This window comes from Breznakiella homolactica (assembly GCF_016616095.2).
In the GTDB taxonomy this organism is placed as follows: domain Bacteria; phylum Spirochaetota; class Spirochaetia; order Treponematales; family Breznakiellaceae; genus Breznakiella; species Breznakiella homolactica.
Genome location: NZ_CP067089.2, coordinates 2,554,414 through 2,569,093 on the forward strand (window position 1 = coordinate 2,554,414; position 14,680 = coordinate 2,569,093).

The window sequence follows — 14,680 nt, forward strand, 5'->3', positions numbered from 1 at the left end:
GCTCCTTAACTCAATTTAACCCGCGGGTCCAGCAGTGCGGTGAACACATCCACCAGAAAGCTCGCCAGGAGCATCACCGAAACCATAAGCAGGGCGATCATCATAACCAGGGGATAATTCTGGCCCCGCACCGCGGAGACGAATTCCCGCCCGATCCCCGGCCACTGAAAAACCTGCTCAAGCACAACGGAGCCTCCCACCAGGGTCGGCAGCCGGAATCCTATAAGCACAATAACCGGGGTCAATGCCACCCGGAATCCGTGGACAAAGTTTACCCGCCATTCGGGAAGCCCCTTGCTCCGGGCGGTTTTGATAAAGTCCTTGTTCATGGCGTCCAGCATACTGGACCGGGAATACCGCATGACCCCGGCGGTCATGGAAAGGGCCATCACCAGGGAGGGCAGGACGAGATTCGGGACGCGGTCGAAAAAGCCGGTATACTCCGGACTCAGCCGGCCTCCGGCGGGCAGCCAGTTGAGACGGAGGGAGAATATCAGGATGGCCACCAGGCCGAAGAAAAACTGGGGAATGGAAACCCCCAGCATACCCGCCACGGTCAGGGCGGTATCGCCGATGGACCCGCGCTTGAGGGCACTCACGGTCCCGAGGACACTCCCGAAAACCGTGGAAAGGAGCAGCGCGATCCCCGCCAGTTCCAGAGTCGCCGGGAGTCTGGTGGCCACAATGGATTTTATGGCCACGCCGCTGGTAAGGCTGTACCCGAAATCGCCCTTCACCACATTAAAGAGCCATTTTCCGTAACGCACGATAAACGGATCGTTCAGCCCCAGGGCTTCCCGCATGGCATTGAGCTGGGCTTCGGTCATGGAAGCCATGGCTTCCGGTCCGATCATATAGGAAACAGGATCCCCGGGGGTCAGCTCAAGTCCGAGATAAATAAGGAAACTGATAACCAGCAGCATGGGAAGCATTATCAGTAAACGCCGGATAATATATGCAGCCACGGGAATCCCCTTCAGGGAACCGCTAAAAAACCCGGTTGAAGTTTTTAGAAGTTCTCTTCAGCAAAAATTCAATAGAAAAAACGCCGGCCCAGACGGACCGGCGAAGACGTATCTGTTTTTATTTCTTGGGGAATTTATTCACAAAGAACAGCCGGGTATAGAACATATTCACGGGGAAAACCTTCATACCGGAAACTTTTTCCAGAGCAATGGCGTCATTGGAATTCTTGGTGTATCCGTAATCGAGGTTGTTGGCATTGGCGTTGATCACCAGGTTGGCGTCATTCTCGCCGCTGGGGTACGAACGGATTTCATCGATTTTTGCCACGCCCTTGTAGTAATCCCGGAAAGGCACGAATACCGCGTAGTCGTTCATCTTGGCTTCCCTGACCATAAAGGGACCGGAGCCGACGGGTTTCTGCCAGTAAGCGTTCTGCTGGAACTGGGCAGGGTCGGTGCCGATAAAATAACTCTGGGGAAGCGGGGCGAACTGGGAGAAGGTCATGAGCATGTTGGGATCCAGGGCGGCAAATTTAATGGTAATGGTATTGCCGTTAATCTGGATTCCCCGTACATCCTGGGCCGACCCGGCTTTGAATTCCGCGGCGCCGTCAATGGCGTTGAAGGTCGAAGCAAACACCGCGTGAATAGCGGGAACCTTAAGGGCGTACTCGATACTCCATTTGACATCCTGGGGGGTGATGGGTTTTCCGTCATGCCATTTGATATTGTTCCGCATGGTAAAGGTAAGGGTCATGTTGTCCGGAGAAACTGTGTATGACGAAGCCAGGGCGCCTTCCTTGGGAGCGAGGGAACCGTCCGCAACGATAAGCCGGTCAAAGAGAACCTTGGAACCGATATACACTCCGGGGTTGAACCAGGGATGCTCAAAAAACTGCACGGGCCCGGCGTTGGTCTTAAGAACCTTTTTCCCGGAAGCGTCGGGTTTTACATCCCAGTTGATGATGTTCCAGTCGTAATTGTACTGGGCGTTGCCGTTGGTGTCCCCGGTCCGGGTAACCGTATCCCGGCAGAAAATGAACAGGGGCTGGTAATACAGCGGAATGGCGAACAGGTTTTCGTTTTCATATTTCTGCAGTTCGTTGAAAGCCGCCTTCTGTTTTGCCACATCCGCGGTGGCGTTGGTGGCCGCGATAAGCGTGTCGAGCTGGGGATCCGTAGGGGTATGGGAATTGCCCGCGGAACCGCCGATGTATTTATTGTAGTATTCATGGAGAACCAGGGCGGCGGTGGCGCCGTACAGGACATCCCAATCCACCGCGGAAGGACCGTTTACCGGATCCTTGGGCGGCATCCACAGGAGGGTATTAAAATCTCCCTGTATCCTGCGGAAGTTGGCCTTAATCCCGACCGCTTCGAGGTAAGCCTGAACGGCAACCATCAGATCCACGGTCTGCTGGTCGTCATAGTAATACCCCACATCCAGGGTGTAGTTCGGATCCCACTTGGCCGCCTTGAGCAGCTCCATGGCTTTGGACGGATTGTACGTATAGTTATTCAATCCGGAAACTTTCCACTCACCATTGGGGGTAAGGCTGTTCGCGGGAACAGCCTTGTCCAGGAGCAGGGTTCTGCAGATTGTATCCATATCAATCGCGTAAGCAATCGCCTGGCGAACCTGGGGGTCCGACAGGGGATTGCTGTTTACGGCTCCGGTCCCGCCCGCTTTGTCACTTCCGCCGCCTGCGAAAACACAGACCGAAAGAGCTGCCAGCAAAACCGAAAGACACAGTTTTTTCATGGGATCCTCCTGAAATTCATTCGAAATAGGTAAGATCATGCTATGACGGGAATTCCTATTTGTCAAGAAATTTTGATAGTATTTTTACATTTTCTTATAAAACATAAAAATTTTCTTTCAAGTTTGAAAATACTGCGGTAAGATAGAACAGGGTAAGAAAATACTTTATGATAAGGAACGATATGAATTATTCCCTTGACGTAATTATCCAGATAGGCGGGGCCATTAATACATTCAGCAAGACTGAAAAGAAAATAGCCCAGTTTATCATGGACAAACCCAGCGAGGCGCTTGCCCTCTCAATCACCGATCTGGCGAAGACATGCAATGTCAGTGAAGCTACGGTATTCCGGTTCTGCAAAACCCTGAATCTCAACGGATACCAGGAACTCCGGGTGGAGCTTATGAAGGCGATTTCAAAACGCCAGAACCCGGAAAAGCTGGAAGACGCGGCTATCGAAGACCGGGACAGCCTCCAGGTACTGGCTAAAAAAGTTATGCACCTCCAGCAGGAGGCTTTGGAACGGGCCTACAACGCCCTGGATTTCAAAGCCCTTGAAAAAGCCATAACCCTGATAGACCGGGCGGAAAAGGTATACTTTTTCGGAACCGGGAATTCCTTCCTGAACGCCATGATAGCGAAAACCCAGTTCATGGATGTTTCCCATAAATTCCATGTGGAACAGGATATTTACGCCCAGGCGTACGCGGCGTCCCTCCTTCCGAAAGGGACCGCCGCGGTATTTTTTTCCTACAGCGGCGCTACCCAATGTACCGTCGAGGTGGCAAAACTTGCAAAGGCTGCGGGGGCAAAAATAATCGCCATCACCCGGTTTATCCGTTCACCGCTGACCGAATACTGCGACGTCGTCATCCAGTGCGGAGTCAATGAGGCGCCTAACCAGCAGGGGTCGCTTTCGGTAAAAGTCGGAACCATGTACCTGCTGGATATTATTTTTACCGATTATATCCGCCGCAACCAGAGCGCGGTGACGAGAAACCGCGAGATTTCGGGACACGCGGTCTTTGACCGGATTCCGACGAAAACGAAAAAAAAGAAAAAGGAAGAACCATGATTTACGATACTACGGAAAACGCGGATCAGTACCGGGGGATCTCCTCCAATCTGGATAAGGCTCTTGATTTTATAAAAAGCTGTACCCCCGATATTACCGAAGGCCGTCACGAGATCGACGGGGAGAAGGTGTTTGCCCTGGTCAGCAATTACCAAAGCAAACACCAACAGGAAAGCAGCCCCGAGGCGCATGTGCGGTACATTGATCTGCAGATGGTGCTGTCCGGTGAGGAATTCCTGATCTGCGGTTTCCTGAAGGATGCCCGGAAGAAACTGTCCGGAGATCCGGATAAGGATATTGCCTTTTACGAAGCCGACGGGATACCCCTGCCCCTTTCTCCGGGAAAATTTGCCGTTCTGTTTCCCGCGGACCTCCACCAGCCGGGAATCCGCGTGCACGAACCGGCTCCGGTAAAGAAACTTGTTATTAAAATTGAAATGCAACAAAAAAGCATGGTATAACAGGTTCAGGGGGTCCTGCCGGGGAGAATGGGGTATGGCTCCTGCCTCGGCCTGCGGCCTCCGAGAAGCTATACATTCGGTACTCCGACAGGCCCCCCGGCCCCGGTATCTCCGTGCTTCTGTGTTTATCAATGATTTTATAATGCAGGTACCCTGCCCGGCAATTGTATCTCCATACTTCTTTGCTTATTATGAAGATATACTGCGGTTGTATGGAGGAAAAACATGGCAGCAAAGAAACTGACGGTTCGGGAAAAACTCGGGTTCGGGATTTACGATCTCGGCGGCAATCTGTTTTTTACCGCCCTTGGTTTCTGGAGCCTTAACTACCTAACCGATACGGTCGGTTTGGCAGCGGGCCTTGCCGGGCTCGCTGTGATGATCGGCAAGCTGTGGGATGCGGTCACCGATCCGGTAATGGGCTATATCTCAGACAGGACGAGATCCCGCTGGGGGCGGCGGCGGCCCTATCTGCTTTTCGGGGCGGTCCCGCTTTTCCTGACCATGTGGTTCTTTTTTACTAATCCTCAGATTGAAAATCCGGTGCTGCTGACACTCTGGGCGGCACTGGCGCTGATGCTGCTCAACACCGCCTATACCGTAACGAATATCCCTTATTCATCCCTTACCCCGGAACTGACCGACGATTACCATGAACGGACAAGCCTCAACGGCTACCGCTTCGGATGCGCGGTATTCGGCACCATAATCGGGGCGGCTGCGGTACAGCCCATTGTGGACACCTTCCCTGATAAAAGCAAAGGGTTCTCCGCGGCGGGTTTTATCCTCGGACTGATCATGATGGCGGCGACCTTGATAACGTTTTTCGGAACCAAGGAAAAAAAACATTCCCCCAAGGATTACCCCACGGAGGGTTTCTTCTCAACCTACAAGGCGGTCTTCTTCAATAAACCCTATGTAATACTGCTCATCACCTATGCCCTCAACCTCATGGGATTGAATTTTCTCCAGGGCATTCTGGTATATTACACAAAATATATTTATAACCGTGAGGACATCACCACCATTGCCCTGGTGATACTTTTGGCTGTGGCCATGGTGTGCATTCCCCTCTCGGTGCTGGTCTCAAAAAAGATCGGCAAGAAGCGGACCTATCAGATCTGTTTCGGTGTGCTTGCTTCAGCCTGCGCCATTATCTTTTTTCTGGGGCACATCCTGGGACCGAATTTCTTTTTAGGTCTCATGGTATACGCAGGAATCGGTGTCGGCTTCGGGTATGTGGCGCCCTTCTCGATGGTCCCCGATACAATTGAATTCGACGCGGTAAAAACCGGAGCGCGGAAAGAAGGAGCGTACTACGGCATGTGGACCTTTGTATCCAAGGCAGGCCAGGCTCTTTCGATCTTTTTTTCCGGCCTCATCCTTTCCCTGGGAGGGTATGTCGCGGACGGCATCCAGAATTCCGGAGCGATCATGGCAATCCGGTTAATTATCGGCCCCTTCCCCGCACTGGTACTGATCGCGGCGTTCATCCTGGTACAGTTTTATCCGATAGACGAAAAGACCTACCAGAGCATCATTGCCCAAAACAGCCGGGAAGAATCCTAGGCCGTTACGGAGATACGTCCTGTTTCGGGAGGATCCGTCTCAGCAGGGTCCTGAAAAACGAAATCAGCGGACCGGTGCACAGCGCCGTCAGCAGTGTGCCGATACCTACGGTACTGCCAAAAAGCCATGCCACCAGAACACAGACGGCGTCGGTAAAAATTCTGAACCACCGGAACAGGGATTCCCGGTGGAGTTTTTCCGCCGCCACCAGAGCCAGGGCATCGTAGGGTGATGTCCCAAGATTGGTTTCAATATAAATAGTAGCCCCAACGCAGATAAGCAGGATCCCCAGGAGCATGCCAGTGACACGGATATAGATATTCTCCGGCGGCAGGATTGATTGAATTATAAAAAGACCAAAATCCGATATATACCCGACTATTACCATACTCACCAGGGTTCCGAACCCGATTTTACTGCGGTCGGCAAAGAAGACAACCACCAGAAGAATCGCGTTAAAGATGATCTGCCAGGTCCCGAAACTTATTCCCACGGCCCGGGCCAAACCAATATTCATGCCCGAATAGGGATCGGTTCCCAGTTCCGCAAAACGCAGAAAAGAAATCCCTATGCTGATAATTGCCACACCAAGGACACACAGGGCACCTCTGATAAGATACGGTTTCATTCTTAAATCTCCGAACAGTTCCGCAGCCGCATTTTTGTTTCACACCGATGGTAAACTGCCGCAGACTAACAGGAGTGTACCGGGAAACCGTACTTTATTCCAGGGCAGCCGTGTTATGCGGAACGACAGCCGTGGCTGCTTATACGTTTGGCAGGGCCGCCGGAGAGATTCCATACGGCCCGTTTTTCCAGAACTTGCGTTGCTCCGGAGGCCCATATAAAGTATACTTCTGGATACATAAGTGAAGAAAAGGTGTATATGGCAGATTCAGCAGATAAGACTACTTCCCGGGCAGGAATCATCAGGACCGCCGCCCTCACGGCGCTCATCGGCAATACCATCCTTGCGGTACTGAAAATAGTTGTCGGGCTTTCTTCCGGCAGCCTTGCGGTTGTGGGGGATGGTATCGATTCATCCATCGATGTCCTCATTGCCCTGATGTCGCTTTTGGTCGCCCGGATTATTGCCCGCCCCGCTGACGCGGGCCACCCCTGGGGTCACGGACGGGCGGAGACGATCGCAACGGTGGTTCTTTCTTTTATCCTGTTCTTTGCCGGCGGCCAGCTGATCCTCAACGCGGTATCTTCCATAGCTTCCGGGGAAGTTCCCGAGGTTCCTTCCATGCCGGCGGTGGTGGTTACGGTTATTTCCATAGCGGGAAAGCTGCTCCTTGCGTACAGCCAGTTCGCTTTCGGCAAAAAGGCCAATTCCGCCATGCTCAAGGCAAACGCAAAAAACATGGCATCCGATGTTATTATTTCTGCGGGAGTACTGGTGGGCCTCGGTATTTCCATGCTTACGGGGATCGGTATTATTGATCCCATTGTGGCGATCCTGGTCGGCTTCTGGGTCATAAAATCGGCGGTGGGCATTTTTACGGAAGCCAATGCGGAACTGATGGACGGCGGTTCGGGAACCGAACCGTACCGGGAAGTTTTCGATGCGGTCCGCACCGTTCCGGGAGCCGGAAACCCCCACCGGGCGAGGATGCGCCGCATCGCGGGCTTCTGGGATATTGATATCGATATAGAAGTTAACCCCGACCTGACTGTCCGGGAAGCCCACGGGATCGCCACGAAAGTGGAGGATGCCATAAAGGCGCGGATAGAAGGCGTGTACGATATCATGGTTCATGTCGAGCCCGCAGGGGATTCTACCAATTCAACGGAAGAAGGATTCGGTCTGTGCGAGGATGAACTCCGGAAAGACGGGAATTAAAACGTGATGACCGCCGGGAGCGAAACATCACTGCTGTAATGCTTAATCGAAACAAAATAGGTAAACCGGGAAACAAGGCTGGAAATCAGCCGCTCCCGGCTGCCGCCGCTGAGCGGTTCATTGCCGGAAATTGAAGGGAAGCCGACAATCAGAGTCCAATATTCCCCGGGGGGACCGCTTTCCAGGGACAGGGCAAAAAGCTGTCCGTCCTCCGTATTCTGTTCACGCATTTGATATCCTCCGGGGGACGGCCGCAGGGTCCAAATCCCCGGATCGTAGTATACCGGTTCTCCGCTGGCCCAGACGAAAAATCCCGGAACGTCAGAAGCCGCCCCGGCCTCCCCTTCCGCGGGAAATTCAACATTATATTCACCGTATACCGACGAAAACGCGTTGGGGCCGAACCCAGGCAGCCCGGAAGCGCGGGTATCCCCGCGGACAAGAATTGCCGAAGGCGCGGTTACCGGCTGGACCGGCCGCGGGTCCCGCTCAACCAGCAGGACCGGGGACTGTCCCTGCCGGAAGAGGTCCGTTCCTCCGGAACCATCCTCCGGGCGGAGAAGCCCCGCGCAGGAAAAAAGTGACAGACAATATAAAGCGACGGCACCGAAAAAAAGGCGGCGCCTAACACCCCAAGCTTCCATATAATAATGATACCTGAAATAGAAAAATTTTTCCATAATTCGTAAAATAGTCTTCTCAGGGAATCCGGGATCTCCTCGAACATGTCACTTTTTATCGCTAAAATATTGTCGTTTTAGCAATAAGAATGTATGATAAAGTAATGGCTCAGAATACCGCATTATATCCAATACTCCGATCATTCGCGAACAAAAACCACTACCCGGAAATAAATATTGAGGCATTTATCAGTTTTCTGGAGAAGTACGCGAAACGGGCAATTCCCGAACGGCCGGAGTGGAACCGGTGGGCCGAAGACACCAGCCAGAGAGTCTGGGGAGAACTTCCCTCGCTGGTGGAAGATGAAAAGATTCAGCTCTTAACCGATGAGTTCGGTACGAGAATCGTGATGATCCACTTCTATGTGGATATAATCCAGCAGGCTTATGAATCGCCGGACTCAACGGCGGACCTGCCCTTTCCCGACGAAAAGTCGTTCAAATTATCTATCTCCGAGGACCAGATCAGGCCGATCAGTGTTGAATACGATCTTTCGGCGTATATTGATAATCCCCAGGAAACTCAGCTCCCAATCATCAAACTGACCTTCCCCGACGGGTTGGGCAATACCCTGATCCTGGCGTCCATGATACCCGACACCCTTCTGGAATCGGCTTTTCTCAAGATCAGGAATTTTCTCCGGAGCCACAACAACAAAGAATATTTCCAGCACAAACTGGCGCCGTCATTCCAGGGCAAGGAGTCCCAGCTCCGGGAAGTCCTCAACCAGCTTCTGGTAAAACCCTTCGAAGCCCTTCGGATTATGAAGGATGCCGGGGATTTTTCATTTTTGTTCTGGTCATATTTCGCAAATTTTGTCAGAAGCGATATTAAAAAGAAAAAAGAACAGCTTCTGGAAGAAACCGCCGCGCTCCAGTCAATATATATTATTGAAGTTTTCAACAGTTATTACAAAGGAAAGGCGGTTAAAAGAAGGGAATCAGAGCTGGCGTTTAAAAACCTGGATTTGCTGCTGGACAAACCGCCCTTTATGTATACCCTGGACAATGTCATCAAATTCACCGATAAAAACGGCGTCCCCCTGCTGGGACAGTACACCCAGGAAGCGCTGGAAGATTTTTTAAAAACAAAAACCACCGAAAGCAAGCAGGATGAACTCCCTGAGCTGCTCATTGTCCGCGGACTGCAGGACGAACGCTGGTTTGTCAAAAAAACAAAAATGCTTCCACTGTGTACGCGGCTTCTCGGTGACGCCAGACCCCTGATACGGAAGGCGATCTCCAAACGGTGGCTTAAAATTCTTAAGGAATACCAAAACGAGCCGGCCATGGAAAGCGACGCCGAGTTTGAAAGACTGCTGCTGAAATACATGACTGAGCTGGCTCCGGCGCTGACCGCTCTGCTGGAAGATCAGAAGCTCTACCTCGTGTATGAAGAGCTGGAACGCACCCAGTCGGATATTCCGGAAACGAGCCGGCTGTACCGCAACGGTGTGCTCATACCGCTCAACGAACTTCTGCTCATCCGGCGCAAGGATACCTTGACGGATACCAAGATACTGCTGCCCTTCTGGCATTCTATTCCGATACTCACCTGGCTTATCGGCTTCTTTAAAAATCTGGGAAAACGAAAGCAGATCAGCCGCGCCATGGAGCAGGAAAACCAGGCCGCGGAAGACGAAATCATCCCAACGAAAAAAATCACCTCCCAGCAGCATACACTGAAAGCCGCTGCCCAGGATCTCAAGGAACAGCTTGTTCCCGAAGGGGAAACCCTGGATTCATATCTTCAGATTCTGCAGGAACGGTGGAGCCGCCTGCTCAACGCCCAGGCTAAACAGAATCTCATTGAGGATGTCAACGCCCTGGTCCGGGACCGGCTCAGACAGATTCTTCGCATCCAGAAGAATTCCACCCTTACGGAAGACACTCTCCACAGAATGTCAAATGCCATTATCAACGATACACCGGCGCTGCAGCGGCTGGGCAGCCGGGAGTCCCTGACCATGTATATTGAAATTTACGTTATAAAACTCGTTCTGAATATCCGGTTCTGATTGCTCCTTTTACACAGAGTAATTTTCGATTCAATTGCTTTTTCCATACCCCTGGACCGCTGCGTCTAAATACGCTCACCGCCGGGACGCGGCTGTGAACTTCTCCGCAGAAAAACGGATATCCCGAATTCCGCCGCTGATTACCGGTGTACATTGTGCAAAACCTTGAACACCAAAGGTAAATCACGCATACTAATAAGGATACTAATTGCGGATCAAGGTACGTGAACCTATGGCAAATGGACTGAATAACAGTAATCTCAAAAGCAGCAACCGAGGCTTAATGCTGCAGCTTATTGCGGCGGGAAAGCAGCCGTCCAGAATAGAATTGGCCAGACAAAGTAATTTAACTAAGATGGCGGTTTCCAAAATTGTCACCAATCTGATCGATGACGGATTGGTTGAAGAAACCGGAATTGAAGAAACAAACAATGTCGGACGCAACCCGATCGGGCTGGGAATTTCTTCCCGGGCGCCTAAAATTGTTGGGCTGCTTATTGACCGCAAATACTGTATGGCGATTCTCTGCGATCTGAGAATGAAAATATTGTTGTTGGAACGTTTGGATCTGGACGAGTCCTGTAACAGCACTTCACTGCAGAAAACCATCTATACCCTGCTGGGAAAAATATTCCGCAGCCCCCAGGCTGATACTGTACTTGGTATTGGAGTTGGAACACCAGGTCCTGTTGATATCAACAACGGGATTATTCTGAATCCGCCTAATTTTTACGGAATCACAAACTTCCCGGTTGGATCAATACTGCGAAGAAAGTATGACCTGCCGGTTCTTGTCGACAACCAGTGCAACACCGCCGCGGTGGTGGAACGTTTTTTCGGGGTTGGAAAGTATTTTTTAGATTTTGTTTATGTGGGAATCACAACCGGCATTGGCTCCGGCATTATTACGAACGGTCAGCTGCTCCAGAACTTCAACGGTCTTTCCAGTGAAATCGGGCATTTGAGTATTAATTATGACGGCCCCGTTTGCACCTGCGGAAACCGCGGATGCCTTGAGGCATATATCGGAACGCCGGTATTAAGCAAAACAATTGAAGAACTTACCGGAGAGCGTCTGTCTTTCCGGGAGCTTTGTGAACGGGATGGAACCTCACCCTATACGGAATTGTTTGAGGATATGATTGAAAAACTGGGGAGCGCGTTAACCAGCTGTATCAATTTGCTCAATCCGCAGGCAGTTGTATTGGGCCACGAAAGCTACTGGCTTTCGGATATGCGAACCAACCAATTGGAGCAATTACTCAACGCGCGCAAAATATCGCAAACCTACCGTCATATAGAAGTCATCAAGCCTTTTTTCGCTGAACAAACGACAGTTCTGGGCTGTGCCTCATCGATTGCGGCGCTTGTTTTTAGCGGACAGCTATTGTCCGGCAAATAGCCAATGCAAAAACGGGTATCCGGCAGTTAGGGTATGGTTATTTTATACCGGGTATGTTCAGATTTTTACGGAATCAACGATTCACAGCGGCGGGACGTTTTTTCCAACCTGCTTCGATCTTCTTTATCATTTCCTCAAAGGACATCAATCCGCTTAACGCATCGTAGGATGCGACACAGCAAGCGCCCGCGCCGGCGGCGAGCTGCAAACATCGCTGCGGAGAATATCCTTCTATGGCAGCCATAAGGAACGCCGCCAGGCTCACATCACCGGCGCCTGTGCCGGAACAGTAACGCTCTTCCTGGTAGCTTGCCTCAAAAACATCCGTACCAGCCCATGGTTCATACTGCGGTCCAAGCGCCGTGAGGGTTCCTGCGTCCGCTGTCCGCAGATACATCCCGGGAGCTCCGCACTTTATCAGGACTATTTTCGCGCCCCAATCAATCAGCTGGTCCGCAAGCGGTTTAATGTCTTGTTCCAAATCAAGGACCAACGTAACATCTTTGCCCTTGCTCCGGTCCAGCCATTCGGCGTGGCGTTCACGATCCAGCATAAAACACAGCTCCTCTACACTGGGAACAAAAAAATCAACATATTGTATCAAGTCCTTCAGGATCACCCGCCAATCCGGTTTCGCCGCATCCGATGACGGATCGATTGCCGCCATATCCAGGGATGTCAGGATGCCCAGATCTTTGACTTCCCTGAAAATCCGGATCAGCTCGGAACCGTTATTCCCGTATAGGCGCTGCATAACAGTGGGGTAACCGAAATGAAACAGGTCAGCGCCTTCAACTTTGCCAAAGTCAATATCGCTGTAATCGAAAAAATTGCTGGCCCCGGGATAATGAAGGAATATCCGGTCAATTCCGGGCGGGGAAAGAACCACCGAATACGATGTGCCGCAATCGGGCGAAACAATCAGACCTTCATGGATTCCATACCCGGCGAGAATTTTTTCAACAAGGGTTCCAAAATAGTCCCGGCCGATTTTTCCCATCAACGTAACATCAGCGCCGAAGTACTGGAACGCAAGTCCGGAATTTGCCACGGAACCGCCGGTATGAATATCCGCGTTGTCGATCTCTATCAATTTTCCAGGGGACAGAAGTTCCTGTATTTCTTTCCTGGGACCTTCCTTGAAGACCGGCATTATATCAAGACACAGCAGCCCGGCGGATACTATCTTTTTGGCCATGGCACATTCACCCTTTATTATTAAGCTCTGTTTACCGAACCAAAGAGCTGCAGCTTTTTCACCACCTCTGCCTGAATAGCCTCTGTTACACCAATCTCCAGGTCGGTATAACCCATTCCGTCTTTATAATGGCCGGCGATATAGCGGGCGGCAGTGTTATTGATGTCGGTAAAAATATTAACCTTACAGATTCCTTCCCGGATGCAGTTTCTGAAATCATCGGCCGACAAGCCGGAGCCGCCATGCAGTACCAGCGGGCATGAAACATCGGATGAGATTTGCTTCAGAATACCAATATCCAGTTTGGGAGCTGTGGTATACGCGCCGTGCGCATTGCCGATGGCGACAGCCAGAGCATCAACCCCTGTCCGCTCTGCGTATTCCTGCGCCTGTTTTGGATCAGTATAGATAGAATGATCATCTCCTCCGCTGCTTTCGGCGGCATTTTCATTTGCTCCCACATGCCCAAGCTCACCTTCCACTGACGCACCAAAGTTATGCGCTGCTTTCGTTAATGCCGCGACCCGTTTGATATTATTCCCGTAGGTGTCGGTTGAGCAATCGTACATAACCGAGGTAAAACCGGCTTTCAGCGCATGAAAAATATTTGCTTCTGTCAGACCGTGATCAAAATGGACGACCACCGGAACTTTGGCTTTTTTCGCCATGGGGATCAGAAAGTAAGACAGTTCCTCCAAACCGGCGATGGGAAGAAGGACCTCGGCGGTACCGAATATGACCGGCGACTGTGTTTCCTCGGCGGCGCGGATGATACCTTTGGCCATTTCGAGATTGGTCGCGTTGAACATACCCACCGCGTATTTATTCTTCCTGGCGTCTTTCAGGACTTCATTCAGTGTTACGAGCATATTATAGACCCCCTTCTTTCTTCGAACGAGCCTCCGCGGGGAAAAACCTGCGGAGACTCTTTGACCTTATACGCGCTTGATCCGCGGGTCGGTAAAAATGTCGTATTCATCGTGGCTTGCGGTGCTGAACTCGGATATAACCGCCCCTTCGGGGCCGGCCTGGAACCAATGGAGCGTATCCGGTACCAGTGTATACTGCTCACCCGGGTTCAGGACTATTTCCCTGGCAGCGGTATAGTATGCCTCGTCGCCCGCGGGAGCCTTTACCGCCGGATCCGGCGTGGCTTCGCCCGCAACGTGAAGATAGACCTTCCCGTAGCGGCAGCGGAATGTCTCCTCCTTCCCCATATAGCCATTGTCCAGGGGTTTATGAGTGTGTTCCGGACACGTTTGCCCGGGCATTAGTACCATCTCTTTGGCGCAGCACAGATCGGTATTTACATAGGTCAGGATACAGATGCCGGTCCGGTCGAAGTCGTCCAGCGCACAGTCTACGACTTCAATCTTCTGTTTTTCCGATTCCGTAAGAACAATATGCGCCTTCTCATACATCATCAAAGCATTCTGAACGGCGCTGCTGTGTTTCTGTTTAGTCATTATCCCTCTCCAATAAGGCAAATGCATTTTCAATAGTAATAGGTGTTTACTATTATTAAGTACATTTTATTATCTGTCAATCAAAAATTACCAGGCGTATCTTTTATGCGGAAGAGCGGCCGTAACTTCAAAGAGAACGATATCCCATGAGAGACAATACAAACCATACTATTACTCAGAATTGCCATGCGCGTTTTGAATCGTTCGATTGAGACTGAGTCATTCCGCCGTATTCGA

General features: G+C 51.3%; 13 protein-coding genes. 6 read left to right on the forward strand and 7 right to left on the reverse strand.

Annotated features, from left to right (window positions below):
- Positions 1-5: 5 nt before the first annotated feature.
- Both JFL75_RS11555 and JFL75_RS11560 read right to left on the reverse strand, forming a co-directional pair.
- On the reverse strand, positions 6-965 hold the full coding sequence (locus tag JFL75_RS11555; protein WP_215626843.1) for an ABC transporter permease: 960 nt from the start codon (positions 963-965) through the stop codon (positions 6-8).
- 118 nt (positions 966-1,083) lie between these two features.
- The gene (locus tag JFL75_RS11560) at positions 1,084-2,727 is read right to left on the reverse strand and encodes an ABC transporter substrate-binding protein (protein WP_215626844.1); all 1,644 of its coding nucleotides are present in this window, start codon (positions 2,725-2,727) and stop codon (positions 1,084-1,086) included.
- A 167-nt stretch (positions 2,728-2,894) separates the two neighbouring features.
- On the opposite strand from JFL75_RS11560, the gene JFL75_RS11565 reads away from it, so the two are divergent.
- The 3 genes from JFL75_RS11565 to JFL75_RS11575 all read left to right on the forward strand — a co-directional run bounded on the left by JFL75_RS11565 (position 2,895) and on the right by JFL75_RS11575 (position 5,833).
- Positions 2,895-3,803: a MurR/RpiR family transcriptional regulator gene (locus JFL75_RS11565; protein WP_215626845.1), complete on the forward strand. Its 909-nt coding sequence runs from the start codon at positions 2,895-2,897 to the stop codon at positions 3,801-3,803.
- Positions 3,800-4,264, forward strand: coding sequence for a NanQ anomerase/TabA/YiaL family protein (locus tag JFL75_RS11570; protein ID WP_215626846.1), 465 nt, complete (start codon positions 3,800-3,802; stop codon positions 4,262-4,264). The genes JFL75_RS11565 and JFL75_RS11570 overlap by 4 nt, the downstream gene beginning before the upstream one ends.
- A gap of 225 nt (positions 4,265-4,489) precedes the next feature.
- Positions 4,490-5,833, forward strand: a complete 1,344-nt coding sequence (locus tag JFL75_RS11575) for an MFS transporter (protein WP_215626847.1) — start codon at positions 4,490-4,492, stop codon at positions 5,831-5,833.
- A 4-nt stretch (positions 5,834-5,837) separates the two neighbouring features.
- Here the strand turns inward: JFL75_RS11575 and JFL75_RS11580 are convergent, their stop codons facing one another.
- Positions 5,838-6,461, reverse strand: a complete 624-nt coding sequence (locus tag JFL75_RS11580; protein ID WP_215626848.1) for a YczE/YyaS/YitT family protein — start codon at positions 6,459-6,461, stop codon at positions 5,838-5,840.
- Between the two features lie 258 nt (positions 6,462-6,719).
- Between JFL75_RS11580 and JFL75_RS11585 the strand changes: the two genes are divergently transcribed.
- Positions 6,720-7,679, forward strand: coding sequence for a cation diffusion facilitator family transporter (locus JFL75_RS11585; RefSeq protein WP_215626849.1), 960 nt, complete (start codon positions 6,720-6,722; stop codon positions 7,677-7,679).
- Here JFL75_RS11585 and JFL75_RS11590 read toward each other — a convergent pair.
- A complete protein-coding gene (locus JFL75_RS11590) occupies positions 7,676-8,323 on the reverse strand; it encodes a hypothetical protein (RefSeq protein ID WP_215626850.1) in 648 nt (215 codons plus the stop codon). The two genes, JFL75_RS11585 and JFL75_RS11590, sit on opposite strands and share 4 nt — an antisense overlap.
- Before the next feature lie 140 nt (positions 8,324-8,463).
- Here JFL75_RS11590 and JFL75_RS11595 point away from each other — a divergent pair, with 140 nt between their 5' ends.
- Entirely contained in the window at positions 8,464-10,377 is a 1,914-nt protein-coding gene (locus JFL75_RS11595) for a hypothetical protein (protein ID WP_215626851.1), read from the forward strand.
- Between the two features lie 232 nt (positions 10,378-10,609).
- Entirely contained in the window at positions 10,610-11,779 is a 1,170-nt protein-coding gene (locus JFL75_RS11600; protein ID WP_215626852.1) for an ROK family transcriptional regulator, read from the forward strand.
- A gap of 73 nt (positions 11,780-11,852) precedes the next feature.
- Here JFL75_RS11600 and JFL75_RS11605 read toward each other — a convergent pair whose 3' ends face one another.
- The 3 genes from JFL75_RS11605 to JFL75_RS11615 form a co-directional block, all read right to left on the reverse strand.
- A complete protein-coding gene (locus tag JFL75_RS11605; RefSeq protein ID WP_215626853.1) occupies positions 11,853-12,977 on the reverse strand; it encodes a carbohydrate kinase family protein in 1,125 nt (374 codons plus the stop codon).
- Positions 12,978-12,997: 20 nt separating this feature from the next.
- Entirely contained in the window at positions 12,998-13,846 is an 849-nt protein-coding gene (locus JFL75_RS11610) for a class II fructose-bisphosphate aldolase (RefSeq protein ID WP_215626854.1), read from the reverse strand.
- Positions 13,847-13,912: 66 nt separating this feature from the next.
- The gene (locus JFL75_RS11615) at positions 13,913-14,443 is read right to left on the reverse strand and encodes a D-lyxose/D-mannose family sugar isomerase (protein WP_223292633.1); all 531 of its coding nucleotides are present in this window, start codon (positions 14,441-14,443) and stop codon (positions 13,913-13,915) included.
- Positions 14,444-14,680: the final 237 nt, after the last annotated feature.

Bases quoted from the DNA above. Each gene is read 5' to 3' on its own strand.
- JFL75_RS11610 (WP_215626854.1), bottom strand. From the start codon at position 13,846: ATGCTCGTAACACTGAATGAAGTCCTGAAAGACGCCAGGAAGAATAAA.
- JFL75_RS11600 (WP_215626852.1), top strand. From the start codon at position 10,610: ATGGCAAATGGACTGAATAACAGTAATCTCAAAAGCAGCAACCGAGGC.
- JFL75_RS11570 (WP_215626846.1), top strand. From the start codon at position 3,800: ATGATTTACGATACTACGGAAAACGCGGATCAGTACCGGGGGATCTCC.
- JFL75_RS11615 (WP_223292633.1), bottom strand. From the start codon at position 14,443: ATGACTAAACAGAAACACAGCAGCGCCGTTCAGAATGCTTTGATGATG.
- JFL75_RS11605 (WP_215626853.1), bottom strand. From the start codon at position 12,977: ATGGCCAAAAAGATAGTATCCGCCGGGCTGCTGTGTCTTGATATAATG.
- JFL75_RS11590 (WP_215626850.1), bottom strand. From the start codon at position 8,323: ATGGAAGCTTGGGGTGTTAGGCGCCGCCTTTTTTTCGGTGCCGTCGCT.
- JFL75_RS11560 (WP_215626844.1), bottom strand. From the start codon at position 2,727: ATGAAAAAACTGTGTCTTTCGGTTTTGCTGGCAGCTCTTTCGGTCTGT.
- JFL75_RS11575 (WP_215626847.1), top strand. From the start codon at position 4,490: ATGGCAGCAAAGAAACTGACGGTTCGGGAAAAACTCGGGTTCGGGATT.
- JFL75_RS11585 (WP_215626849.1), top strand. From the start codon at position 6,720: ATGGCAGATTCAGCAGATAAGACTACTTCCCGGGCAGGAATCATCAGG.
- JFL75_RS11595 (WP_215626851.1), top strand. From the start codon at position 8,464: ATGGCTCAGAATACCGCATTATATCCAATACTCCGATCATTCGCGAAC.
- JFL75_RS11565 (WP_215626845.1), top strand. From the start codon at position 2,895: ATGATAAGGAACGATATGAATTATTCCCTTGACGTAATTATCCAGATA.
- JFL75_RS11580 (WP_215626848.1), bottom strand. From the start codon at position 6,461: ATGAAACCGTATCTTATCAGAGGTGCCCTGTGTGTCCTTGGTGTGGCA.